At 71.8% G+C, this 22,663-nt stretch carries 17 protein-coding genes; 10 read left to right on the forward strand and 7 right to left on the reverse strand.

Translation table 11 applies throughout. The features are described from left to right. The first annotated feature begins 103 nt into the window (after positions 1-103). The gene (locus FLV34_RS04200; protein ID WP_147942409.1) at positions 104-1,180 is read left to right on the forward strand and encodes a DUF4349 domain-containing protein; all 1,077 of its coding nucleotides are present in this window, start codon (positions 104-106) and stop codon (positions 1,178-1,180) included. 3 nt (positions 1,181-1,183) lie between these two features. Here FLV34_RS04200 and hemE read toward each other — a convergent pair whose 3' ends face one another. Next, positions 1,184-2,221: a uroporphyrinogen decarboxylase gene (gene hemE, locus FLV34_RS04205; RefSeq protein ID WP_142645469.1), complete on the reverse strand. Its 1,038-nt coding sequence runs from the start codon at positions 2,219-2,221 to the stop codon at positions 1,184-1,186. Positions 2,222-2,788: 567 nt separating this feature from the next. On the opposite strand from hemE, the gene FLV34_RS04210 reads away from it, so the two are divergent. Genes FLV34_RS04210 through FLV34_RS04220 form a run of 3 tightly spaced genes read left to right on the forward strand, consistent with a single transcriptional unit; the run spans position 2,789 to position 5,000 of the window. Then, positions 2,789-3,385, forward strand: a complete 597-nt coding sequence (locus FLV34_RS04210; protein ID WP_142624117.1) for a DUF3000 domain-containing protein — start codon at positions 2,789-2,791, stop codon at positions 3,383-3,385. A gap of 3 nt (positions 3,386-3,388) precedes the next feature. Beyond that, complete coding sequence (locus tag FLV34_RS04215) at positions 3,389-4,612, forward strand: HRDC domain-containing protein (protein ID WP_142645470.1); 1,224 nt, start codon at positions 3,389-3,391, stop codon at positions 4,610-4,612. A 1-nt stretch (position 4,613) separates the two neighbouring features. Beyond that, positions 4,614-5,000 (forward strand): glyoxalase, encoded by a 387-nt coding sequence (locus tag FLV34_RS04220; RefSeq protein ID WP_147942410.1) that lies wholly within the window; start codon positions 4,614-4,616, stop codon positions 4,998-5,000. A gap of 102 nt (positions 5,001-5,102) precedes the next feature. Here FLV34_RS04220 and FLV34_RS04225 read toward each other — a convergent pair whose 3' ends face one another. Next, positions 5,103-7,610 carry a hypothetical protein gene (locus FLV34_RS04225; RefSeq protein WP_187280534.1) on the reverse strand — a complete coding sequence of 836 codons (2,508 nt, stop codon included), beginning with the start codon at positions 7,608-7,610 and terminating at the stop codon, positions 5,103-5,105. A gap of 240 nt (positions 7,611-7,850) precedes the next feature. Here FLV34_RS04225 and FLV34_RS04235 point away from each other — a divergent pair, with 240 nt between their 5' ends. From FLV34_RS04235 to FLV34_RS04245, 3 genes are all read left to right on the forward strand, one after another. Further along, entirely contained in the window at positions 7,851-9,035 is a 1,185-nt protein-coding gene (locus FLV34_RS04235; RefSeq protein ID WP_142645473.1) for a thiolase family protein, read from the forward strand. After that, positions 9,032-11,137 carry a 3-hydroxyacyl-CoA dehydrogenase NAD-binding domain-containing protein gene (locus FLV34_RS04240; protein WP_147942412.1) on the forward strand — a complete coding sequence of 702 codons (2,106 nt, stop codon included), beginning with the start codon at positions 9,032-9,034 and terminating at the stop codon, positions 11,135-11,137. The genes FLV34_RS04235 and FLV34_RS04240 overlap by 4 nt, the downstream gene beginning before the upstream one ends. Before the next feature lie 207 nt (positions 11,138-11,344). After that, entirely contained in the window at positions 11,345-11,677 is a 333-nt protein-coding gene (locus FLV34_RS04245) for a DUF6247 family protein (protein WP_147942413.1), read from the forward strand. A 196-nt stretch (positions 11,678-11,873) separates the two neighbouring features. On the opposite strand, the gene FLV34_RS04250 is transcribed toward FLV34_RS04245, so the two are convergent. Then, on the reverse strand, positions 11,874-12,947 hold the full coding sequence (locus FLV34_RS04250; protein ID WP_147942414.1) for an alkene reductase: 1,074 nt from the start codon (positions 12,945-12,947) through the stop codon (positions 11,874-11,876). 126 nt (positions 12,948-13,073) lie between these two features. Here FLV34_RS04250 and FLV34_RS04255 point away from each other — a divergent pair, with 126 nt between their 5' ends. Next, on the forward strand, positions 13,074-13,442 hold the full coding sequence (locus FLV34_RS04255; RefSeq protein ID WP_142645476.1) for a MerR family transcriptional regulator: 369 nt from the start codon (positions 13,074-13,076) through the stop codon (positions 13,440-13,442). Between the two features lie 150 nt (positions 13,443-13,592). Here the strand turns inward: FLV34_RS04255 and FLV34_RS04260 are convergent, their stop codons facing one another. Then, complete coding sequence (locus FLV34_RS04260; RefSeq protein ID WP_222709405.1) at positions 13,593-15,833, reverse strand: esterase family protein; 2,241 nt, start codon at positions 15,831-15,833, stop codon at positions 13,593-13,595. Positions 15,834-16,327: 494 nt separating this feature from the next. Here FLV34_RS04260 and FLV34_RS04265 point away from each other — a divergent pair, with 494 nt between their 5' ends. Further along, complete coding sequence (locus FLV34_RS04265) at positions 16,328-16,948, forward strand: LysE family translocator (protein ID WP_142645478.1); 621 nt, start codon at positions 16,328-16,330, stop codon at positions 16,946-16,948. Here FLV34_RS04265 and FLV34_RS04270 read toward each other — a convergent pair. Beyond that, a complete protein-coding gene (locus FLV34_RS04270) occupies positions 16,914-18,395 on the reverse strand; it encodes an amino acid permease (protein WP_147942416.1) in 1,482 nt (493 codons plus the stop codon). The genes FLV34_RS04265 and FLV34_RS04270 overlap by 35 nt on opposite strands. A gap of 66 nt (positions 18,396-18,461) precedes the next feature. Next, positions 18,462-20,375 carry a 1-deoxy-D-xylulose-5-phosphate synthase gene (gene dxs / locus FLV34_RS04275; RefSeq protein ID WP_147942417.1) on the reverse strand — a complete coding sequence of 638 codons (1,914 nt, stop codon included), beginning with the start codon at positions 20,373-20,375 and terminating at the stop codon, positions 18,462-18,464. Between the two features lie 240 nt (positions 20,376-20,615). Between dxs and FLV34_RS04280 the strand changes: the two genes are divergently transcribed. Next, positions 20,616-21,407: a neutral zinc metallopeptidase gene (locus FLV34_RS04280; protein WP_147942418.1), complete on the forward strand. Its 792-nt coding sequence runs from the start codon at positions 20,616-20,618 to the stop codon at positions 21,405-21,407. 6 nt (positions 21,408-21,413) lie between these two features. Here the strand turns inward: FLV34_RS04280 and FLV34_RS04285 are convergent, their stop codons facing one another. Next, positions 21,414-22,619 carry an ROK family transcriptional regulator gene (locus FLV34_RS04285; protein WP_147942419.1) on the reverse strand — a complete coding sequence of 402 codons (1,206 nt, stop codon included), beginning with the start codon at positions 22,617-22,619 and terminating at the stop codon, positions 21,414-21,416. Positions 22,620-22,663 lie beyond the last annotated feature (44 nt).

The following is a 22,663-nucleotide window of genomic DNA, read 5'->3' on the forward strand; positions in this document are numbered from 1 at the left end:
CCCCACCCGGCCTCCGCGGAGACGCCGGCGGCCACGGCGGCATCGTGATGCCATCGTGATCGCCGGCGTCGAACCCTCCCCGCCGGTGAACCGATTAAAGGGCATGAGGCAGATCCGGTACGGCGCGGCGGCCCTGGCGGCCGTCGCCTTTCTGGTGACGGGATGCGGCGGCTCGGGCACGTCCATGAGCGACGCGGCCGGCGGCGCCGGCACCGCAGCGGACGCGGAGGCCCCCGTGGCCGCGATCACGCCCGGGGGCGCGGCTCAGGAGCGGGCGCCCGCGACAGGCGGCGGGAGCGGCGGGGGCGGCGGGCTGGAGAAGACCCGGATCGACCCGGCCGACCGGGCGATCATCTATCAGGCCGAGCTCAGCGTCGAGGCCGAGAAGGTCGCGGCGGCGGCCGACCGCGCGAAGGCGATCGTGACGGGCGCCGGTGGATACGTCGCCGAGGAGCGCAGCGAGACCATCCCCGGCGGCGAACAGTCGACGATCACGTTCAAGGTGCCCCCGGCGCGCTATGCCGACGTGCTGGCCCAGCTCGGGCGCGATCTCGGCAAACGCCTGTCGGTGCGGCAGAACGCGCAGGACGTCACCGAGGAGGTCGCCGACGTCGCCAGCCGGGTGAAGTCGGCAGAGGCCGCGCTCGGGCAGTTCCGCACGCTGCTGTCGAAGGCGAACAAGATCGGCGAGATCCTGGAGATCGAACGGGAGATCTCCAGCCGCGAGGCCGATCTGGAGTCGCTGCAGGCCCGGCAGAAGGCCCTGGAGGCGCAGACCGGCATGGCCACCGTGACGCTCACCCTGCTGCCCCGGCCGCAGTCCTCGCCCCGGCCCGAGAAGAAGGACGACGCGGGCGGCTTCCTCGCCGGGCTGCGCACCGGATGGGACACCCTGACCACGTCGACCGTGGTGGCGCTGACCGTGCTGGGCGCGCTGCTGCCCTGGCTCGTCGTGGCGGGAGTGGTGTGGCTGGCCGTACGGATGATCATGCGTCGGCTGCGCCCCCGCGCCACCCCGCCGGCCGGTCCGGTGCCCCCCGGCGCCGTGCCTCCCGTGCCTCCCGCTCCTCCCGGGCCGCTTCCTCCCGCTCCCGGCTCGCCGGGGCCGCAGGAGGACGGTGACGAGAACCGGGACGCGAACCGGGATCAGGACCGGGAGTCCGAGCGCACGCCGGGGTAGCGCTCAGCGGGCCGACGACTCGTGGACGAACTCGGTGAGCCGGGTGAGCTGGCCGGGGTCGGTCGAGGGAAGCACGCCGTGGCCGAGGTTGAACACATGCCCCTCGGCCACCCGGCCCCGTTCGAGCACGTCCCTGGCCCGCCTCTCGACGACCTCCCAGGGCGCGAGCAGGATCGCCGGGTCGAGGTTGCCCTGCAGGGCCTTGCCCGCGCCGACGCGCAGCGCGGCCTCGTCGAGCGGCACCCGCCAGTCGACGCCCACCACGTCGGCCCCGGCCTCGCCCATGAGGCCGAGCAGCTCGCCGGTGCCGACGCCGAAGTGGATGCGCGGCACGCCGAGGTCCGCCAGCCCGGCGAAGATCCGGCTGGTGTGCGGCAGCACGTAGGTGCGGTAGTCCTGCGGCGCGACCGCGCCCACCCACGAGTCGAAGAGCTGTACGGCCGAGGCTCCCGCCGCGACCTGCACGCGCAGGAAGGCGAGCGTGATCGTGGCGAGCCGCTCCATCAGCTCGTGCCACAGCTCGGGCTCGCCGTACATCATGGCCTTGGTGCGGTCGTGGTTCTTGGAGGGGCCGCCCTCGATCAGGTAGGACGCGAGCGTGAACGGCCCTCCCGCGAAGCCGATCAGCGGGGTGCCGCCCAGCTCGCCGGTGAGCGCGCCGATCGCCTCCGTCACGTACGGGACGTCGTCGGGCTCCAGGGGCCGCAGGACATCCATGCCCGCCTTGTCGCGGATGGGGGTCCCGACGACCGGGCCGACGCCCGGCTTGATGTCGAGGTCGACGCCGATGGCCTTGAGCGGCACCACGATGTCGCTGAAGAAGATCGCCGCGTCCGTGCCGTACCTGCGGACCGGCTGCATGGTGATCTCGACCACCAGGTCGGGCGTGGCGCAGGCGGTGAGCATCTCGACGCCCGCGCGCACCCTGCGGTATTCGGGCAGCGACCGCCCGGCCTGGCGCATGAACCACACCGGCGTGTGCGGAACGGGCTCGCGCCGGCACGCGCGAATGAAAACGGAATCGGCGAGCTGGGGTTTCACGGCACCAGCCTGCCATGCCCTGGCGGCGCCCGACGCCGGGACCCATGACCTGGGACTCCAGAACGCCGCGCGGACGACCGTTGATCGCGTAAGGTGAACCCCATCCCCACCTGTGAGTCATCTCACAGCTCGGCAATGTGTTCGCCAATCAGCCATCCGGCATCGATTCCAATACCACTTTCGAGACACGCCGAGTGCGATGCGGGGAAATGTCGCCGGGACGTGCCAACGTCGGATCAGTCCCGAGCGACCGCCACGACCGTGGATCCGACGAGAGGCCCCGGAGCGATGACTTCGATGTGGAGTTCCCCCGAACGCCGCACTGAGCGCTGTGCCGGCAGCGACGCCGCGCGCCCCGCCCGCCCGAGCGGCGCGCCGTGCGCGACGGGGCGGCGAGACCGCGCGGACGGCCGCGGCGACCGCCGGGATCGCGTGCTCGGAGACGCCCCGGCGCGTACGGCCGATCAGGTGACGGTCCGACTGGCGGCGACGGTTTGACGACTTCCGATGCCCCCCACAGCCACCCCCCTGCTTCGCGCTATCCCGAATCCGACCTACTCTTCCGTCATGACCCTCGGTGAACCGCCTGCGCCTCCCGCCGCCTTCCGGCGCGCGCTCGAGACGCTGCGCCCCGCCGAGGTGCGGCCGGAGATCGAGCTGGAGGACATTCCCGCACCCCAGCGGCTCGCACCGTATTCCGGTGCCGTCGGGGCCTCGGTGTACCGTGACGACGACGAACTCGCCGTCGGCCGCCTGATCATGCTGTTCGACCCCGAGGGGCAGCGCGGCTGGGAGGGACCGTTCCGCCTCGTCGCCTACGTACGCGCCGACATGGAGCCGGAGATGACCACAGACCCGCTGCTGGGGCCGGTGGCCTGGAGCTGGCTCACCGAGGCGCTCGACGCCCACGGCGCGACGTACGCCGCGGTGGGCGGCACGGTCACCCGCGCCGTCTCCGAGGGTTTCGGCGGCAAGGCGGACGACCCCGTCACCACGGAGATCGAGCTGCGGGCCTCCTGGTCGCCGCTCGACGAGGACCTGTCGCCGCACGCCGCCGCGTGGTGCGACCTCATGTGCCTGGCCGCGGGCATCCCTCCGCTGCCCCCCGACGTCGCCACGCTGCATCCGCGCCCCGCCCGCCGAGATGATCCGAAAGTTCCTTAGCCCGTGACAGAACCCGTAGTCCAGCCGTTGTTGGAGCCGCGCGAGGGAATCCCGCCCGTCATCGAGGACTCCGCCGCACTCGCGGCCGCCGTCGACGCCTTCGCCCGTGGGTCGGGGCCGGTGGCCGTCGACGCCGAGCGTGCCTCCGGATACCGCTACAGCGGCCGTGCCTACCTGGTGCAGCTGCGCCGGGCCGGCGCGGGCACCGCGCTGATCGACCCCATCAAGTGTCCCGACCTGTCCGCGCTGGACGAGGCCGTACGCGACGCCGAGATCGTCCTGCACGCCGCGAACCAGGACCTGCCATGCCTGGCCGAGCTCGGCTTCCGCCCGCGGCGGCTGTTCGACACCGAGCTGGCCGGGCGGCTGCTGGGCTACGAGCGGGTCGGCCTGGGCACGATGGTCGAGCTGGTCCTCGGCCTGCGGCTGGAGAAGGGGCACTCCGCCGCCGACTGGTCGGCCCGCCCGCTGCCGGAAGACTGGCTGCGCTACGCCGCGCTCGACGTCGAGGTGCTGGTCGAGCTGCGCGACGTGCTGCACGACGAGCTGGCCGACGCCGGCAAGCTGGAGTGGGCGCTGGAGGAGTTCGCGTCGATCCTGGCCGCGCCCGCCCATCCCCCGCGTACGGACCCCTGGCGGCGCACCTCGGGCATCCACCGGGTGCGCACGCTGCGCGGGCTCGCCGTGGTGCGGGAGCTGTGGACGCTGCGCGACGAGATCGCGCGGGAGGCCGATCTCGCGCCGGGCCGCGTGCTGCCGGACTCGGCGATAGTGCAGGCCGCCCTCGACCAGCCGCGTACGACGAAGGCCCTCACCGAGATCACGCCGTTCGTCGGCCGCAGCGCGCGCCGCCACCTCAACGACTGGCTGACGGCGGTGAACCGGGCCCGCACGATGCCGGAGGCGGCGCTGCCGCAGCCCGTGGGGCCCGGTGACGGTCCTCCCCCGGCCAACCGGTGGGCCGACCGCGACCCGGCCGCCGCCAAGCGGCTCGCGGCGGCGCGTGCCGTCGTCGCCACGCTCGCCGACGAGCACCGCATGCCGACGGAGAACCTCCTCCAGCCCGACGCCGTACGCAGGCTGACCTGGGAGCCGCCCGCGCCGGTCAGCGAGGAGACCGTGGCGGCCCGGCTGCGCTCGCTGGGCGCGCGGGAGTGGCAGATCGGCCTGACCGTCCACCCGCTGACCAAGGCGCTCGAACGGCTGGAGATCAAGGGAGAGGTGTGACGTGCGGGACGGGGACGCGGGCTCTTCCTTCGGCTATCGCCTGCACCACGTCCAGCTCGCCATCCCGCCCGGGGCGGAGGGCGACTGCCGCGCCTTCTACGTGGGCGTGCTCGGGATGACCGAGATCGGCAAGCCCCCCGTGCTCGCCGCGCGCGGGGGCCTGTGGGTGCGGGCCGGGGCCCTGGAGATCCACCTCGGTGTGGAGGGCGACTTCCGCCCGGCGCGCAAGGCGCACCCGGGCATCCTGGTGACCGGCCTCGACGACCTCGCCGCGCGTCTGACGTCCGCCGGCGTCGAGGTCTCCTGGGACCCGCACTTCCCCGGCCACCGCCGCTTCTACGCCCACGACAACGTCGGCAACCGGCTGGAGTTCCTCGAACCCCGGTGACCTCGAACCCCGGTGACCTCGAACCGCTGTGACCTCGAACCGCTGTGAGCACGCGAAGACTCCCGGAGGCGCGGCCGGCGCGCCCCCGGGAACCGTACGTGATCAGACCGCGTCGTCGTCGGTCACGACGAGCCGGGCGAAGCCGTTCCCGATCGTCGCGTTGACCGGCACCGAGGCCACCACCTGGTAGGACTGCGGCTCGGCCGCCACCGCGGTGTCGCCGTTGACGGGCACCTGGAAGGACGCCTGCAGCGACCTGGCCGGGATGACGACCTCCTGTGCCGCCGAGGCGATCACCGGGGCGGCGCCGGTCGCGATCGCCTGGATCTGGACCGTCACCGGCGTGGGGCTCTTCTCCGACAGGCGCACCGTCATCGTGGCCGTGCCAGGGCCGTCGCCCTCGTCCACCGTGACGCTCTCCACCGACACCTGCGGCAGCTTGCCGGTGCGGGCGTCACCCGCGGCCACCGTGCCGAACGCGAGATCGGCGAGGTAGACCGCGCCCTTCTCGCTCGCGCCCGAGATCCGGATCTCGCTGATCTGCTGCGGCTTGAGGCCGGTGAGCGAGCTCAGCGGGACGCGTACGGTGCGCAGCCAGGTCTTGGGCAGCGGCGAGGCCGTGCCGGGGAACGCCGTGAGCGCGTCGCTCACCTCGGACACCTTGACGGTGCGGGACGCGCCGTGCTTGTCGGCGATCGTGACCGCGAGGTCCACGTCGCCGGTCGCCGTCTCGTCCCTCGCGACGCGGAAGGTGAGCGCGTCGTAGTGGGAGACGTTCTGGTCGCGGTTGTCGATCGGCACGGTCACCGTGCCCGTGGGGTCGCTCCAGGAGAACCGCAGCACCGGCGTCGAGGCGACGTTGTTCGCGTACGTCGCGGGCGTCCACGACGGCGCCTGCGACGTGGTCAGCGTGGAGGCGCAGGACGGCAGGCCGCTCTGCGGCGAGCGGTCGAGCATGCCGGCGCAGATGACCGCGGTGGCCGAGCCGGAGACCCGCGTGGACGGCGCGAGCGACGTGAAGGAGGCCACGTCGAAGCGCTTGCTCGCGGGCGCCTGGGCGACGGCGTGCACGACGGCCCGCCCGGCGGAGGCGGTGGTGCCGCCGCTGCCGTCGAACAGCGGCAGCAGGCCCTGCTCACGGCCCTGGACGAGGCGGAAGAACCCCGCGATGTACGCGGTGCCGACGGCGTACTGCTCGGCGGCGGTCAGCCGCGACGGCGCGGTGCCGCCGCAGACCGGGTCGTTGCGGTTGGACCAGTCGTCGGACGCCGGCGCGTGCGCCACGCCCGGGGTCCACTCGGTGTTGAAGAAGTTGTGGTCGGCGCCCATGACCATCAGCGAGGAGCGGAAGGCGGGGTCGTCGTCCTCGGCGTATCGCGAGTCGTCGTAGAAGTGCTGGCCCTGCTGGTTGGAGACGTCGCCGTCGCAGTAGGGCAGGATGACGGCCATCGGCGTGCCGGGCAGGGTCGCCCGTGCGAAGTCCGTCGGCGCGAGCGGGAGCACCGCCTTGATCCCGTACGGCTTGGCCCGGCCCGCGTTCATCAGCGCGGCCTTGACGACGCCCTCGCCTCCGCGCGAGTGACCCATCAGGCCGACATCGGCCATGTCGAGGCGGCCCTTGAACAGGCTGACGAGCTTCGCGTCGCCCACGCCCCGGTCGGCGTCGGCGAGCAGGTCGAGGTGGCGCATGACGACCTCGCCCCGGGCCAGCGCGCCCCGGTCCTCGCTGTAGGGGTTGTCGGCGGCGTTGACGCCGTTGGCGCTGACCGACACGACGACGTAGCCGTGGCTCGCGAGCACGTCGGCGGGGCCGTCGTAGCCCTGGTAGCTGGCGATCGGCTGCTGCCCCGCCGGGCAGGGCCACTGGGTGTTGGACGACGTCCAGGCCGTCGGGTTGTAGCAGGCCGAGTGGCGGCCGTGCAGGAAGACGACCAGCGGGCGCTTGCCGCGGGCGCCCTCCGGCAGGTAGACCTTCGCCCGGATCTCGGCCGGACGACCGCCGAGCCCCTCCAGGGTGATCGCGGTGTCACCGAAGTCGTACTCGCCGTGGGTCACGGCGTACGGGCCGGGCGCGGCGGGGTCGACCGGCGCGGGATCCGGCTTGCCGGGCGGGCCCGGGGGGTTGCCGGGCGGGCCAGGCGGAGTGCCAGGCTTGCCGGGCGGAGTGCCAGGCTTGCCGGGCGGACCGGCGGGCGGACCGGCGGGGGGATCGGCCGGCGGGTCGGCGAGCATGGGCGTGGTCTTGGCGGCCGCCGCGGCGGCCTCGGGCACCTCGCCGTTCCAGGCCACGTCGACGGACGACGCGGAGGCGACGGCGGGGTCGGGAGTGACGACGGTCAGCGTCATGCCGTCGGGCGACTCCTCGGCCGGGCCGAGCGACCGGCCGTCCGCCGCGAGCTCGGGGACCGCGTCGCGGACCGGCAGGGGCGCGTTCAGGTGGAGTGTGACCCGGTGGCCGCCGCCGACGGGTTCGACGGTCCAGGTGCCGTCCTTCCCGACCGAGCCGGGCGGCTCTGCGTACGCGGGCCCTGCGATGAGGGGTGTGGACAGGGTCGCGGCCGTGACGGCCGCGGCGAGCGCCTTGGTCCAGGCGCGCACAGGGGAGCGCATGTGGTTCTTTCTCCGAGTGCATTGCCCCAAGAAATCCGCTTGCGAGAGCTAGAGGAGTGATTCTTGGGGTTTGAGGGGTTGCATCCCGAATGAGATCGTCACCGGAGACCTGTACTGATTCACACCGGTTGCCGACCGGTTAACGATCATTCACAAACGCCACCGGCCCACCGATGCCAGAACCGGTTACCGGCCAGTAGCATAGGATTCCGGAAGCTACTGACAAGTAGGAGCGAACCCGTGCCTGCGTCCCGTGAAGTCGTCTTCGTCGACGGCGTTCGGACGCCTTTCGGCAAGTCGGGCCCGAAGGGCCTGTACGCCGAGACGCGTGCCGACGACCTGGTAGTCCGCGTCATCCGCGAGCTGATGCGGCGCAACCCCGGCCTCCCCCCGGAGCGGGTGGACGAGGTCGCCATCGCGGCCACCACCCAGATCGGCGACCAGGGCCTGACCATCGGCCGGGCCGCGGCGGTGCTCGCCGGCCTGCCGAAGTCGGTCCCCGGCTACGCCATCGACCGCATGTGCGCCGGCGCGATGACCGCCGTCACCACCGTGGCGGGCGGCATCTCCTTCGGCGCGTACGACGTGGCCATCGCCGGCGGCGTCGAGCACATGGGCCGCCACCCCATGGGCGAGGGGGTGGACCCCAACCCCCGGTTCCTGTCCGAGCAGCTCGTGGACGGCTCGGCGCTGGTCATGGGCATGACCGCGGAGAACCTGCACGACCGCTATCCGTCCATCACCAAGGAGCGCGCCGACGCCTTCGCCGTCGCCTCCCAGGAGAAGGCCGCCAAGGCGTACGCCGACGGCAAGATCCAGCGCGACCTCGTGCCGATGGCCACCCGCAAGGCCGCCGAAGGCTGGGGCCTGGCCACCGTGGACGAGCCCCCGCGCCCCGGCACGACGATGGAGGGCCTGCGCGGGCTGAAGACCCCCTTCCGGCCGCACGGGCGGGTCACGGCGGGCAACGCCTCCGGCATCAACGACGGCGCGACCGGCTGCATCGTGGCCGCCGAGGACGTGGCCCGCGAGTTCGGCCTCACCCCGCGCATGCGGCTGGTGTCGTACGCCTTCGCCGGCGTCGACCCCGAGGTCATGGGCATCGGGCCGATCCCCTCCACCGAGCGCGCGCTGCGCCTGGCCGGGCTGTCCATCGGCGACATCGGCCTGATCGAGATCAACGAGGCGTACGCCGTCCAGGTGCTGGCCTTCCTGGAGCACTTCGGCATCGCCGACGACGACCCCCGGGTCAACCCGTACGGCGGCGCGATCGCGTTCGGCCACCCGCTCGCGTCGTCGGGCGTGCGGCTGATGACGCATCTGTCGCGGGAGTTCGCCGAGCGTCCGGACGTCCGCTACGGGATCACCACGATGTGCGTCGGCATGGGCATGGGCGGCACCGTCATCTGGGAGAACCTCGCATGAGCACGATCGAGACCTGCAAGGCCCTCCTGGAGGGCAAGAACGCCGACGAGGTCGTCACCAAGGCGCTCGTGCGCGACGTCGAGCTTCCGTACGGCGCGGGCACGATGGCCCTGATCACGCTCGACAACGGCCTCGACCACACCAAGCCCAACACGTTCGGCCCGCACGGCCTGTTCGCGCTGAACGACGCGCTCGACGCGATCGCCGCCCGCTCCGACCTGGCGGCCGTCGGCGTCGTCGGCAAGCCGTTCATCTTCGCCGTCGGGGCCGACCTCAAGGGCGCGGCGGCGGTGTCCTCCCGCGAGGAGGCGCTCGCCATCGGGCGGCTCGGGCACCACGTGTTCCGCCGCCTCGGCGAGCTGGACGTGCCGTCGTTCGCGTTCGTCAACGGCGCGGCGATGGGCGGCGGGCTGGAAATCGCCCTGCACTGCACCTACCGCACCGTGTCGTCGGGCGTCCCGGCGATCGCGCTGCCGGAGTGCTTCCTCGGCCTGGTGCCCGGATGGGGCGGCACCCAGCTCCTCCCCCGCCTGATCGGCCCGGAGAAGGCGCTCAAGCTCATCATCGAGAACCCGCTGTCGCAGAACCGCATGATCAAGGGCAGGGACGCGTACGCCCTCGGCGTCGCCGACGCGATGTTCGAGCCCGCCGACTTCATCGAGGAATCACTGCGGTGGGCCGCCCAGGTGCTGCGCGGCGAGATCGCCGTCGAGCGGGCCGACCATACCGCCGAAGACTGGGCGCCGGTGATCGACCAGGCCAGGACCCTCGTCGACCTCAAGCTGCGGGGCGCCTCCCCCGCGCCCTACCGGGCGCTCGACCTCGTGGCCCTGGCCCGTACGGCGTCGCGCGACGAGGGCTTCGCCGCCGAGGACGAGGCGCTGGCCGACCTGCTCATGAGCGACGAGCTGCGGGCCGGGCTGTACGCCTTCGACCTGGTGCAGCGCCGGGCCAAGCGGCCGGCGGGCGCGCCGGACAAGTCGCTCGCCCGCCCGGTCACCAAGGTCGGCGTGGTGGGCGCCGGGCTGATGGCCTCGCAGCTCGCGCTGCTGTTCGCCCGCCGTCTGGAGGTGCCGGTCGTGCTGACCGACCTCGACCAGGCCCGGCTCGACAAGGGCGTGGGATATGTGCACGCCGAGGTCGACAAGCTGCTCGGCAAGGGCCGGATCTCCGCCGACCAGGCCAACCGGCTGAAGGGCCTGGTGACCGGGTCGCTGACGAAGGACGTCTTCGCCGACGCCGACTTCGTGATCGAGGCGGTGTTCGAGGACCTCGCCGTGAAGCAGAAGGTCTTCGCCGAGGTGGAGGGGGTCGTCTCCGAGACCTGTGTGCTCGCCACCAACACCTCGTCGCTGTCGGTCACCGACATGGCGTCCGGCCTGCGGCACCCCGAGCGGGTCGTGGGCTTCCACTTCTTCAACCCGGTCGCGGTGCTGCCGCTGCTGGAGATCGTCCGGGGCGCCGCCACCGACGACGCGACCTTGGCCACGGCCTTCGCAGTCGGCAAGACGCTGAAGAAGTCGTGCGTGCTGGTCAAGGACGCGCCCGCGTTCGTCGTCAACCGGCTGCTGACCCGCTTCATGGGCGAGGTCACGGCGGCGGCCGACGAGGGCACCCCGCTGGAGGTCGCCGACCACGCGCTCGACTCGCTCGGCCTGCCGATGACGCCGTTCGCGCTGCTCCAGCTCGTCGGCCCGGCCGTCGCGCTGCACGTCGCCGAGACCATGCACGCGGCGTTCCCCGACCGGTTCGGCGTATCGGAGAACCTCGCCAAGCTGGTCGCGGCGGGCAAGCCCGGCCTCTACGGCGCGGACTTCCAGATCGACCCGGAGGTGCGCGCGCTGTTCGAGGGCGGCTCGTCCCCGTCCACGGGCGAGGAGGTGCGGCTGCGCGCGCTGCGGGCCCTCGCCCAGGAGATCCGGCTCATGCTCGACGAGGGCGTGGTCGCCGCGCCGCAGGACATCGACCTGTGCATGATCCTGGGCGCCGGCTGGCCGTTCCACACCGGCGGCATCACGCCCTATCTCGACCGTACGGGCATCTCCGCGGAGGTCACCGGCTCCCGCTTCCTGGAGCCCGGCGTCGCCTCCGTACCTGCCTGAACCAGCCTGAATCGGCCTGAACCGTCCTGAACCGGCTGAGCGAGCCGGCTTTCGCCGGCTCTGGCGGATCACCGGGGCCCCTGTCGCGCGGGGCCCCGGTGATCCACCGCACCAGTCACCGGCCTGACGGCTCCGCCTTCCCGCTCCGCCGGCCCGGAAGATGTCGGCCCTTCTCTGTACGCTCTATGAGCGGGAAGGGAGCAGGCCATGACAGCGCAACCGCACGACTTCGTGTCCCGTGAGACGCCGTTGCCCGAGAAGAACCTGCGGGCCATCCGCGCCGCGTTGGTCGTTCCCCAGGACCGCGAGGCGTTCGACGCGGGACTCAAGGCAGTGCTCGACGAGGTCAGGGTCAACTTGGACCTGGGGGCGCTGAACGCGTTCGTGCACCGGTGGTGGATCTCCGCCTGCGACTCGGTGCGCGATCCCCAAGGCCGCCGGCAGATGCACGAACGGGCCGAACATGTCCTCGCCGGGGAACCCCGCTCCGAGGGGAAGCCATGGCGCGAGATCCTCGCCGCTCGCGGGATCGATGTGTAGGTGTTCAAGCTCGTCGTCGATCCGAGCCGAAGCCCGCGCTGAGGGTGACGGTCTGCCTGCTACGGGAGAAGGCGCTCTACCGCTTCCGAGGAGGCTGAGGTGGGCCACCTCCAGAAGCTCCGAAGCAGAGCACAGGACCGCGCGGCGAGCCGTCACGCCACATCGGCGCGACGGCTCGCCGCGGTTCCGTACGCGGTCAGGCCGCGTGGTGGTAGGCGGGATAAGTGAGGTAGCCCGCGTCGCCGCCCTGATACCAGGTGGTCTTGTCGTCCGGCGCGATGGGCAGCCCCTGGCGCAGCCGCTCCACGAGGTCGGGGTTGGCGATGAACGCGCGGCCGAAGCTGATCAGGTCGGCGCCGAGCCCCAGCCAATGATCGGCCGCCGCCTTGTCCGTCTTCCGGGGGCCCGTCGGGAAGGCCGGGTTGACGATGAGCGTGCCGGGCCAGGCCTTGCGCAGCTCGACCAGCACGTCCTCGTCCGTGGTGGCCTCCAGGTGGATGTAGGCGAGATTCAGGGGAGCCAGCGCGGCGAGGAGCGCGCCGTACAGCTCGGGGACGTCGTGCTCCTCCGCGCCCCACAGGCCCGCGCCCGGCGAGAGTCGGATGCCCGTACGGTCGCCGCCCACCGCCTCGACCGTCGCCGTCACGGCCTCCACCGCGAAGCGGATGCGGCCTTCGATCGACCCGCCGTACGCGTCGGTGCGCAGGTTGGCGGTGCTCGACAGGAACTGGGAGATGAGATAGCCGTTCGCACCGTGCAGTTCGACGCCGTCGAAGCCGGCGTCGACCGCCCGGACGGCGGCCCGCGCGTACGACAGGGCGTGCTCGGGCACCTCTGCGGTCTCCAGCGCCCTCGGCACGGGCGCCGGCTTGGGCCCCGACGGGGTGAACACCTCGCCGGGCGCGGGGACGGCCGAGGGACCCACGGGCTGCGTTCCCGTGGTGTCGGGGTGGGAGACGCGGCCTCCGTGCATGAGCTGGGCGAAGATGCGGCCGCCGTTGGTGTGGACCGCGTCGGTGACCGGCCGCCACGACGCGACCTGCTCGTCGGTGTGCAGCCCGGGCGTGCCGGGGTTGGACTGCCCGACGAGGCTCGGCTGCACGCCCTCGGTCACGATGAGCCCGGCGGTGGCGCGCTGGGCGTAGTAGGTCGCCATCGACGGTGTCGCCAGGCCGCCCGCCGCCGCGCGGACCCGGGTCATCGGGGCCATCACCACACGGTTGGGCAGGGTCAGCGAACCAAGCTGGTGGCGGTCGAAAAGGGTCGTCATTCCTGCGTGCCTTTCCAGACGTTCCTGCAGAGGGACGCGTCCGCCGGCTGGACACGCGACTACGCTAAGACCTGACATTGACGTCAGATGCAAGCGTTAGAGCCGGGTTTCTCTCAAGGAGGCGCGATGCGAATCGGCGAGCTGGCGGCGCGGGCCGGGGTGAGCGTCCGTTCCCTGCGCTACTACGAGGAGCAGGGCCTGCTCACCAGCACGCGCAGCCCCAGCGGCCAGCGCCACTACACCGACGGCGAGGTCGAGCGGGTGCGGCTCATCCAGCGCATGTACGGCGCGGGGCTGTCCAGCCGGACGATCGCCGAGGTGCTCCCCTGTGTCGACTCGCCGAGCGAGCGGAACTCCGACGAGGCGTTCGAGCGGCTGGTCCAGGAGCGGGACCGGATCAACCGCAACATCGACGAGCTCGTCCAGGCCCGCGACGCCCTCGACCGGCTCATCGATATCAACCGCGCCCACCGCGCCCGGCTGGTGCGTCACTGATCCCTCTCTGCGAGCGCGACGGGGCGCCGCGCTCGCTCCCCGCTGCGGGAGTCCGCCACGGCCCTCCCGCTGCGTGCCGTACACGGCGCGGTGAAACGGGCGCGGCGCGGTCGCCCGCAGCAGGGGCGACCGCGCCGCGACGGTGGTCGATCAGCGCTTGAACAGGCGCGGCGCCAGGTCGATGAGGTTCTTCTGCCACACGTCCCAGCCGTGCGGTCCGGGGGTGACCCCGTCGAACTCGTAGCGGATGCCGAGGCTGTCCAAGGTGGGCAGGGACCCCAGGAAGAACGGCTGCACGAAGTCGGTCTGGTCGCCGACGTACAGGCGCAGCATCTTGGTCCCGTTGTTGATCGCCGCCGCGTCGACGCCGGTGCCGTCGCCGAACCAGGCCGAGAACGCCGCGACGTACGCGAACCGGCCCGGATAGTCCTTCAGCACGCCGAGCGTCTGCACGCCGCCCATCGAGAGCCCGGCGAGGGCCTGCTGCGCCGGGTCGCCGGAGACGTTGTAGTGGGCGCGGGCCGCCGGGACTATGTTGTCCAGCAGCTCCTTGCCGAAGTCGGGCACGTTGCCGTTGCCCATCACGACCACCATCGGCACGAGCTTCCCGTCGAGGAACTCGTGGTCGAGGATCTGCTTGGCGCGTCCCATCTCGACCCAGTCGGTGTAGCTCTGGCCGCTGCCGTGCTGGAGGTAGAGAACGGGATAGGGCTCCGCGCGCTCGGCGTCATAGCCGGGCGGTGTCCACACCAGCGCCGTCCGGTCCTCGTTCACGACGTTGCTGTGGTACGTCAGGCTCTCGACCTTCCCACCCTGACCGGCGGGAACGTCCGAGAGCAGGCGCGACCTCTCACCGGGGATGAAGAAGGAGCTCCAGTTGGGCTCGGAGGTCACCTTGGTCGGGTTCGACGTGTCCTTGGCCGCGACCCGGTCCACGATCCACTGGTAGTAGTAGAACCACGGCTCCAGCGGACCCACGGTCACCCGCCACCGGTCGCCGTCGCGGGACATCGGGATACGGAGCCAGCTCCCGTTGGGAGCGTCGTTCGCCCACACCGTGACGTGGTCGGCGTCCTTGAACTCCGTCGTGGTCTCGAACGTGACGAACCCGTCCTCGGACACGTACGGCGTCGGCGTGGTGCCGGGCGCGGGCGGGTGGAACTCGCCCTTCAGCGGTCCGTGACCGGCGCTCGGACCGTGGTCCGGGGCGTTGCGGAACAGCCGCGGCAAGAAGTCGATCAGGTTCTCCTGCCAGGCGTTCCAGTTCGCCCCGCCGTCGGGGTTGACCCCGTCGAACTCGTACCTGACCCGGGCATGGTCCAGCGCCTTCGTCAGGCGGACGGTCGCGTTGTACGCGGGATCGGTCACGTTCCCGGTGTACAGCCGCAGCAGCTTGAGGTCGTGGCCGATCGCCCGGGCGTCCGGCCCCCCGGCGTCCGTCAGCAGGCCGGAGAACGAGCCGGCGTAGGCGAACCGACCCGGCCCCCCGGTGAGAGCGGCGCGCAGCGCCAGCGTCCCGCCCTCGGCCACACCGGCGATCGCCTGGTGCGCCGGGCCGCGCAGGACGTCGTACCTGTCCCCGACCGCCTTGCCGAGGTCCTTCAGGTCCTTGTCGTCGTCACCGTCGCTGATCACCACCACCATCGGCTCGATGGCCTTCTGGGCCGACAGGTTGTCGAGGATCTGCTTGGCCCGGCCGAGATCGAGCCAGTCGGTGGCGCTCTGTCCCTTGCCGGATTGCAGGAACAGCACCGGGTAGCCCTTCGGGCCCTCGGGACCCTTCGGCCCCTTAGGGCCGTCCGGGCCCTTGGGGCCGTCCGGGCCCTTGGGGCCGTCCGCGCCCTTGGGGCCGTCCGGACCCTTAGGGCCGTCCGGACCCTTGGGGCCCTTGGGGTCCTTCGCCTGGTAGCCCGGCGGCGTCCACACCAGCGCCGACCGCTCCTCCTTCTTGACCCGGTAGGTCAGGGTCTCGACCCGGCCGCCCTGTCCCTGCGGCGCGTCCGCCAGCAGGCGTACGGACTCGCCCGGCACGAGGAAGGTGCTCCACAGGGGCTTGGACGCCACGGTGGTGCTGTTCGTCGGGTCCTTGAGGCTCTTGGTGTTGTCGCCCGTGACCTGGTAGGCGTACAGCCCCGGCTTGAGCGGGCCGAGTGCTCCCCACCAGAGGTCGCCCCGGCGGGTCAGGCCATACTCCGCCCATGCGAAGGAGGGGCCGAAGTTCCCCTCGACGGCCAGCTCCGACACCTGGCCGACACTGGCCTCGACGGCGGCCGCCGGGATGCTGATCGCCAGGTAGCCGTCGTCCGAGACGCTCACCCAGGGCGTGTCCGCCTCCGCCGGTCGCGGCGTGAGTGACACCGCCGCGACCGCCGTGACTCCAGCGGCGATCACCGCCGAGAGTCTGCGGGCGCCCGTGGGGCGCGCGCTGCCACGCTGGAATAACGCCATGCCGAAACTCCCTTGATGGCCCGCAGTGGTCGGTCCCGCCCATCGACTCGACCCAATTGATGGAATGTGAAACTTTTCGACGCGCGCCTTTTCAGCCCGCGATTCCACCAAGTCAAGGTAATTGATACATTTTGGAAACACAAGACCGTTTCCGCCGCTCAAGACACCGGCCGTCACTCCCGTGCGGACACCACCCGGCAGGCGCTTCCGCGGCGCCGGAGATCCGGACCTCGCGGCTCCCCGGCATTCCACCGCCACGACAGAGCGCTTGAAAATCTGCCCGAATCGCCGGCGGAAACGACATGATTTCCATCCGCGGCAGGCGCCATGCGAATGCGAACCAGGGAACGGCGGCAAGGCCTGACCTCGTCCGCCGCGCGCTTCCGGTGTGCGACCGGCGATAGCCTCTCGTGCGGACGAAACGGGAGGTAAGCGGCGTGACGGAACTGCTGATGGGGCTCAGCCTCGGCCTGGGCGCGGGGGTCACGCCCGGCGCGCTGCTGACGCTCGTCATCACGGCGAGCCTGCGCGGCGGGTTCCGCTCGGGGGTGCGCCTGGCCTGCGTGCCGCTGCTGTCCGACCTGCCCGTGGTGCTGCTCGCCGTGACGGCGGTCGGGGCGCTGCCGCAGGTGCTCCTGCGCGTGCTGGCGGTCGGAGGCGGGCTCTACGTCGTCCACCTCGGCGTGGAGACGCTGCGCGAGGCCCGTACGGCCCTGCCGCCCCGGCCCGGCGAGGACGCGCCCTCCTCGGCCCGGGAGATCCTGCGCGGGGTGGTGGTGAACATGCTCAACCCCCACCCGTGGCTGTTCTGGATCGCGGTGGGCTCACCGATCTTCGTCTCGGCGTGGGACCACGCCCCGGCGTACGCGCTGGTCTTCGTGGGCGGGTTCTATCTGGTCCTGGTGGGTTCCAAGGTGGCGCTGGCGGGGGCCGTGGGGGCCGGGCGGCACCGGCTGACCCCCCGCGGCTACCGCCTGCTGCTGGGCGCGAGCGGCGCGCTGCTGGCCGTCGTGGGCGCCGTGCTCACCGTTCGAGGACTGCTTCCCCAGGGGTTGTAGCGGCCACCCTGCTGCGGCGCCGGCCGTACAGGAAGTAGACGACGGCGCCGACGACCATCCAGGCGAAGAACCGGATCCAGGTCTCCACGGGCAGGTTGAGCATCAGGTAGGCCGAGGCCAGCACCGACAGGATGGGCACCACCGGCACGAACGGGGTGCGGAAGGAGCGGGGCAGGTCGGGACGGGTCCTGCGGAGGATCATCACGGCCACCGCGACGATCACGAAGGCGAACAGCGTGCCGATGTTCACCAGCTCCGCGATGGCGCTCAGCGGGATCAGCGCCGCGAGCACCGCGGTGGCCGCGCCGATGACGATCGTGATCCGGTACGGCGTGCGGAACGTCGGGTGGACCTTGGCGAGGGACCGGGGCAGCAGGCTGTCACGGCACATCGCGAACAGCACCCGGCTCTGGCCCAGCATGAGGATCATCACGACGGTGGTGAGCCCGGCGATGGCTCCGATGCTGATCAGCGTGGCCATCCAGGGCTGGCCCACCGACCGGAACGCGTCCGCGAGCGGGGCAGACGCGCTGAGCTCCGAATAGTGCTGCATGCCGACGACCACGAGCGAGACCGCCACGTAGAGGATCGTGCAGACGACCAGCGAGGCGATGATCCCGATGGGCAGGTCGCGCTGCGGGCGGCGGGTCTCCTCGGCCGCGGTCGCCACGACGTCGAAGCCGATGTAGGCGAAGAACACCAGGGCCGCGGCGGTGAAGACGCCGAAGACGCCGTACGCGACCGGCTGCACGCCGAACAGCACCTGGATGAGCGGGGCCTTCATGCCCTCCCCGGCGGCCATGTGGTGAGGCGGGGGGACGAACGGCTGGTAGTTGGCACCCTTGATGAAGAACAGCCCGGCGATGATCACGAGGAGCACGACGGCCAGCTTGACCGCGACCATGGCGCCGTTGAAGCGGGCCGACATCTTGATCCCGGCCACCAGGACCCCGGTCAGCAGGATCACGATCACCGCCGCCGGGATGTTGAAGACGGCCTCGTCGCCGGCGATGGACGGCGGCAGATAGACGCCGAAGTTCTTCAGCAGCGAGGCGAAGTAGCCCGACCAGCCCGAGGCGACCACCGCCGCGCCCAGTGCCAGTTCCAGCATCAGGTCCCAGCCGATGATCCAGGCCGGGAACTCGCCGATCGTGGCGTACGCGTAGGTGTAGGCCGAGCCCGCGACCGGGACGGTGGCGGCGAACTCGGCGTAGCACAGGGCCGCGAGCGCGCACACGATCCCGGCGATCACGAAGGAGATCGCGACGGCCGGGCCGGCCGTGTTGCGCGCCGCCACACCGGTCAGCACGAAGATGCCGGTGCCCACGATGACGCCGATGCCGAAGACGGTGAGGTCGAGAGCGCTCAGGCTGCGCCTGAGCCGATGCTCGCCGCCTTCGGCATCCTCAATCGACTGTTCGACCGGCTTCGTCCGGAAAAGGCTCATCCGCAGGCTCCTCATCACGTCGATGACCTGCAGACTTCCCGGTCACACCGGTATTACTCCTGGTTGTCAATCGGTGGGCTGCACGAGCCGCGCGGGATGGCTCTCCATCACCTGCGACCGGCGCGCCACGGCCTCGGTGATCTGGCGGGCGAGGTCCTGCCCGGTCAGGCCGATATCGGAGAGGATCTTGGCCCGCTTGGCGTGGTCGAGGAAGCGCTGGGGGATGCCGTAGGTCCGCACCGGCACGTCCACGTCGGCGTCGCGCAGCAGGCGCGCCACGGCGTCGCCCACGCCGCCGACCCGGCCGTTGTCCTCCACCACGACGACCAGCTTGTGCGCGGCGGCGGCCAGCGCCAGCGCCTCGTCGAGCGGCTTCACCCAGCGGGGGTCGACCACGGTGGTGGAGATGCCCTGCGCGTCGAGGAGGTTCGCGGCCTCCAGGCAGACCTCGGCCATCGGGCCGACCGCGACCAGCAGCACGTCGGCGTCGCCGGCGCGGAGCACGTCCATCTCGCCGAGCTTGCCGACCGCCTCGACGTCCGCGGGCAGGCCGCCCTTGGGGTAGCGGACCACCGTCGGGCCGTCCTCGATCCGGACCGCCTCGGCCAGCAGCTCGCGCAGCCGCGCGCCGTCGCGCGGGACGGCGATCGAGAGCCCGGGGATCACCTGGAGGATCGACAGGTCCCACATGCCGTTGTGGCTGGCGCCGTCGTCTCCCGTCACGCCCGAGCGGTCGAGCACGACGGTGACCGGCAGGCGGTGCAGCGCCACGTCCATAAGGAGCTGGTCGAAGGCCCGGTTGAGGAACGTCGCGTAGAGGGCCACGACGGGGTGAAGACCGCCGAGCGCGAGCCCGGCGGCGCTGGTCAGGGCGTGCTGCTCGGCGATGCCCACGTCGTAGATCCGGTCCGGGTACGCCTCGGCGAACGCCGCCAGGCCGACCGGGTGGAGCATCGCCGCGGTGATCGCGACGACGTCGTCCCGCTCACGGCCGATCTTCACGATCTCCTCGCTGAACACGTTGGTCCAGCTGTGCGGCTTGGGCCGCTCCTCGCCCGTCAGCGGGTCGAACGGGCCGGGACCGTGGAAGCAGTCCTCGTCGTGGTTCTCCGCGTGGCTGTAGCCGTTGCCCTTGCGGGTGAGCACGTGGACGATGACGGGCCCGCGGAAGCCCCTGGCGCGGCGCAGCGCGGCCTCCACCGCCCCCTCGTCGTGGCCGTCGATCGGGCCGACGTACTTCAGCCCGAGGTCCTCGAACATGACCTGCGGGGTCAGGATGTCCTTCAGGCCCTTCTTGATGCCGTGCAGCGTGTCGTAGAGCGGCGCGCCGACCACGGGCACCCGGCCGAGGTTGTTCTTCACCAGTTCGAGCACGTGCTCGTAGCCCTGGCTCATCCGCAGCGACGACAGGTGGGAGGCGAGACCGCCGATGGTCGGCGAGTAGGACCGGCCGTTGTCGTTGACCACGATGATCAGCGGCAGGTCCTTGCGCCCGGCGATGTTGTTCAGCGCCTCCCAGGCCATGCCGCCGGTGAGCGCGCCGTCGCCGATCACGGCCACCACCGTGCGGCCGGTCTCCCCGCGCAGGGTGATCGCCTTGGCCAGCCCGTCGGCGTACGACAGGGCGGTGGAGGCGTGCGAGTTCTCGATGAAGTCGTGCTCCGACTCGGCCTGGCTGGGATATCCCGACAGGCCGCCCTCCTGGCGCAGCATGTCGAACTGGCCGGACCGGCCGGTCAGCATCTTGTGCACGTACGCCTGGTGGCCGGTGTCGAACAGGATCGGGTCGCGCGGCGAGTCGAAGACCCTGTGGAGGGCGATGGTCAGCTCGACGACGCCGAGGTTGGGCCCGAGGTGACCGCCGGTCTTCGCGACGGAGGAGACCAGCAGGTCGCGGATCTCCGCCGCCAGCACGGGCAGTTCCCCGGCCTCAAGGCGCTTCACGTCGAGCGGGTCCTTGATCGTCTCCAGAATCCCCACCGCTCATCCTTCCCGCTCGCCATCGAACGGATCGAGTCTAGTTCGAGGAAGGTGCGGGGGGATCAGGGGTTGCACCGAACCTCCACAAGACCTTCCCGGCGCCGGCATCGATCCTGCTTTACCCGTCGCCTCCTCCTGCTCTACCCTCATGATCCCCTAGAAGGAACATCCGCGCTGCCGGATCTTCGGGCGATTCGCCACATTCCTGACTATCTCTCTGTCCGCTTGGGATGCCCACTGATGATTCGCATAAGCCTCCGCACGGCCGCCGTCGCGGTCACGGCGGTGGTGGGAGCCCTGCCCCTCACCGGTGCGGCGGACGCCTCCGGCGCCTCGGCGCGGCCCGTGCCCACCGGGCCGGGAACGCTGACGAGGAACCCGCTCTACGCCACGGGCGCGTTCCGATCCTCCGCGTGCACCGAGCCGGCCCGGCGGGCCGACGACCTCGGCTCCTACCGGGCCTACCTGGACGACCTGCTCGGCTGCCTCCGCCGGGCCTGGAGCGAGAAGTTCCGGCAGGCGGGGCTGCGGTTCTCCCCGCCCCGGGTGAGGTACATCACGAAGAGCGTCTACACGGGCTGCGGCCAGTTCATGGCGAGCTACGCGGCGAGCCTGTACTGCCCCGCGAACAAGACGTTGTGGATCATGCTCTCCAAGGAGGAGCTGTCGGACCCCAGGGGGTTCGGGCTCTTCACGGTCGTCGCCCACGAGTACGGCCACCACGCGCAGGACCGCGCCGGCATCCTGGCCGAGTTCGAGCGGCGGTCCCGCACGCTGAGCGGGAAGCGGGCCCTCGACCTCAACCGCAGGATCGAGCTGCAGGCCGACTGCTTCTCCGCCGCCTTCGTCCGCAGCGTCTGGTCCTCGCTCGGGCGTGACCGGCGCGACTGGGACGAGCGGCTCACGGCGGACGAAGGCGACATGTGGCACGGCACGACGCGCAACATCCGCTACTGGCTCAAGCGCGGCTGGGCGGGTGGCGGCCCTCAGGCGTGCGACACGTTCCGTGCTCCCGTCTCCAAGGTCGCCTGACCACGTTCAGGTGGCGACCCGGGACAACGCTTCGAGGGGGTCGGCGAGCACCTGGGCGAACGCCAGCTCGGCCGCCCCCATCAGCGTCGCGTCGTCGCCCAGGGCCGAGGTGCGCAGCCGCACCTGCTCCCGGGTCGCGCGCAGGGTGCCGGTGGCGATCCGGCTGCGCACCTGGGCGGCCGAGCCCAGGTAGATCTCCCGCAGGATGCCGCCGAAGACGACCATCTCGGGGTTGAAGACGTTGACCAGGCTGGCCACGCCGAGCCCGAGCCAGTTGCCCACGTGGGCGAGGGCCTCCTGGGCCATCACGTCGCCCCGGTCGGCGGCGTCGACGACGGCGCGGACCGCGTCCCTGCCGATCATCTCGCCGTACCGTCCGGCGTGCTCCATCAGCGCCGGCTCCCCCACCTCGGCCTCCAGGCAGCCGCGCGAGCCGCAGGCGCACGGGCGGCCGTCGGGGTTGACCACCATGTGGCCCACCTCGCCGCCATACCCGCCGTACCCGCCGAGGAGCTGGCCGTTCACGATGATGCCGCCACCGATGCCCACGTCGCCGTGCAGGTAGATGAGGTCGCGGCAGCCCGCGCCGATGCCGCGGGTGTGCTCGGCGAGCGCGCCGAGGTTCGCCTCGTTGCCCACCGCCACGGGCAGCCCGAGCGCGAGCCGCTTGGTCAGCTCCTCCCCCAGCGGCACCTCGAACGCGCCGATGTTCGGCCCGATCCTGACGACGCCATCGGAGGCGCGGACCACCCCGGAGACCGCCGCCGCCGCGCCGACGCAGATCGTGTCCTCGCGCGTCCTGCGCCGCATCTGCCGGGCGAAGCCCGCCAGCGTCCCCACGACCTGCGCCATGTCGAACTCCCCGCGCGCCCGCGCGGCCTCACGGCGGTCGAGGATCACCCCGCCGAGGCCGATGCGCGCGGCGGCCAGCCGGTCGACGCCCACCTCGAAGGCCAGGACGTAGACGCGGGCCGTCTCCGGGCGGACGACCAGCGACGGCCGTCCGGCCCGGCCGGTGTCCTTGGGCAGTTCCTCCCTGACGAGGCCCGCCGCCGTGAGGTCCGCCGTGAGCGCCATGATGGTGCTCCGGTTCAGCCCCATCAGCGAGGTCAGCTCGGCCCGCGACGTCGGCCCTCCGAGATGGACGTGCCGCAGCAGCGTCCCGAGGTTGTGCTTGCGGATCTCCTCCTGTGAGGGACCGGCGCGCATCATCGGGGGAGCCTCGGATTCCGTGGGGTCGGGGGGAACCTGACCAG

It is taken from the genome of Microbispora sp. CSR-4, assembly GCF_008033685.1.
GTDB lineage: Bacteria > Actinomycetota > Actinomycetes > Streptosporangiales > Streptosporangiaceae > Microbispora.

Bases quoted from the DNA above. Each gene is read 5' to 3' on its own strand.
- FLV34_RS04255 (WP_142645476.1), top strand. From the start codon at position 13,074: ATGCGAATCGGCGAGCTGGCGGCGCGGGCCGGGGTGAGCGTCCGTTCC.
- FLV34_RS04240 (WP_147942412.1), top strand. From the start codon at position 9,032: ATGAGCACGATCGAGACCTGCAAGGCCCTCCTGGAGGGCAAGAACGCC.
- FLV34_RS04270 (WP_147942416.1), bottom strand. From the start codon at position 18,395: ATGAGCCTTTTCCGGACGAAGCCGGTCGAACAGTCGATTGAGGATGCC.
- FLV34_RS04210 (WP_142624117.1), top strand. From the start codon at position 2,789: ATGACCCTCGGTGAACCGCCTGCGCCTCCCGCCGCCTTCCGGCGCGCG.
- FLV34_RS04225 (WP_187280534.1), bottom strand. From the start codon at position 7,610: ATGCGCTCCCCTGTGCGCGCCTGGACCAAGGCGCTCGCCGCGGCCGTC.
- FLV34_RS04200 (WP_147942409.1), top strand. From the start codon at position 104: ATGAGGCAGATCCGGTACGGCGCGGCGGCCCTGGCGGCCGTCGCCTTT.
- FLV34_RS04250 (WP_147942414.1), bottom strand. From the start codon at position 12,947: ATGACGACCCTTTTCGACCGCCACCAGCTTGGTTCGCTGACCCTGCCC.
- FLV34_RS04285 (WP_147942419.1), bottom strand. From the start codon at position 22,619: ATGATGCGCGCCGGTCCCTCACAGGAGGAGATCCGCAAGCACAACCTC.
- FLV34_RS04280 (WP_147942418.1), top strand. From the start codon at position 20,616: ATGATTCGCATAAGCCTCCGCACGGCCGCCGTCGCGGTCACGGCGGTG.
- FLV34_RS04245 (WP_147942413.1), top strand. From the start codon at position 11,345: ATGACAGCGCAACCGCACGACTTCGTGTCCCGTGAGACGCCGTTGCCC.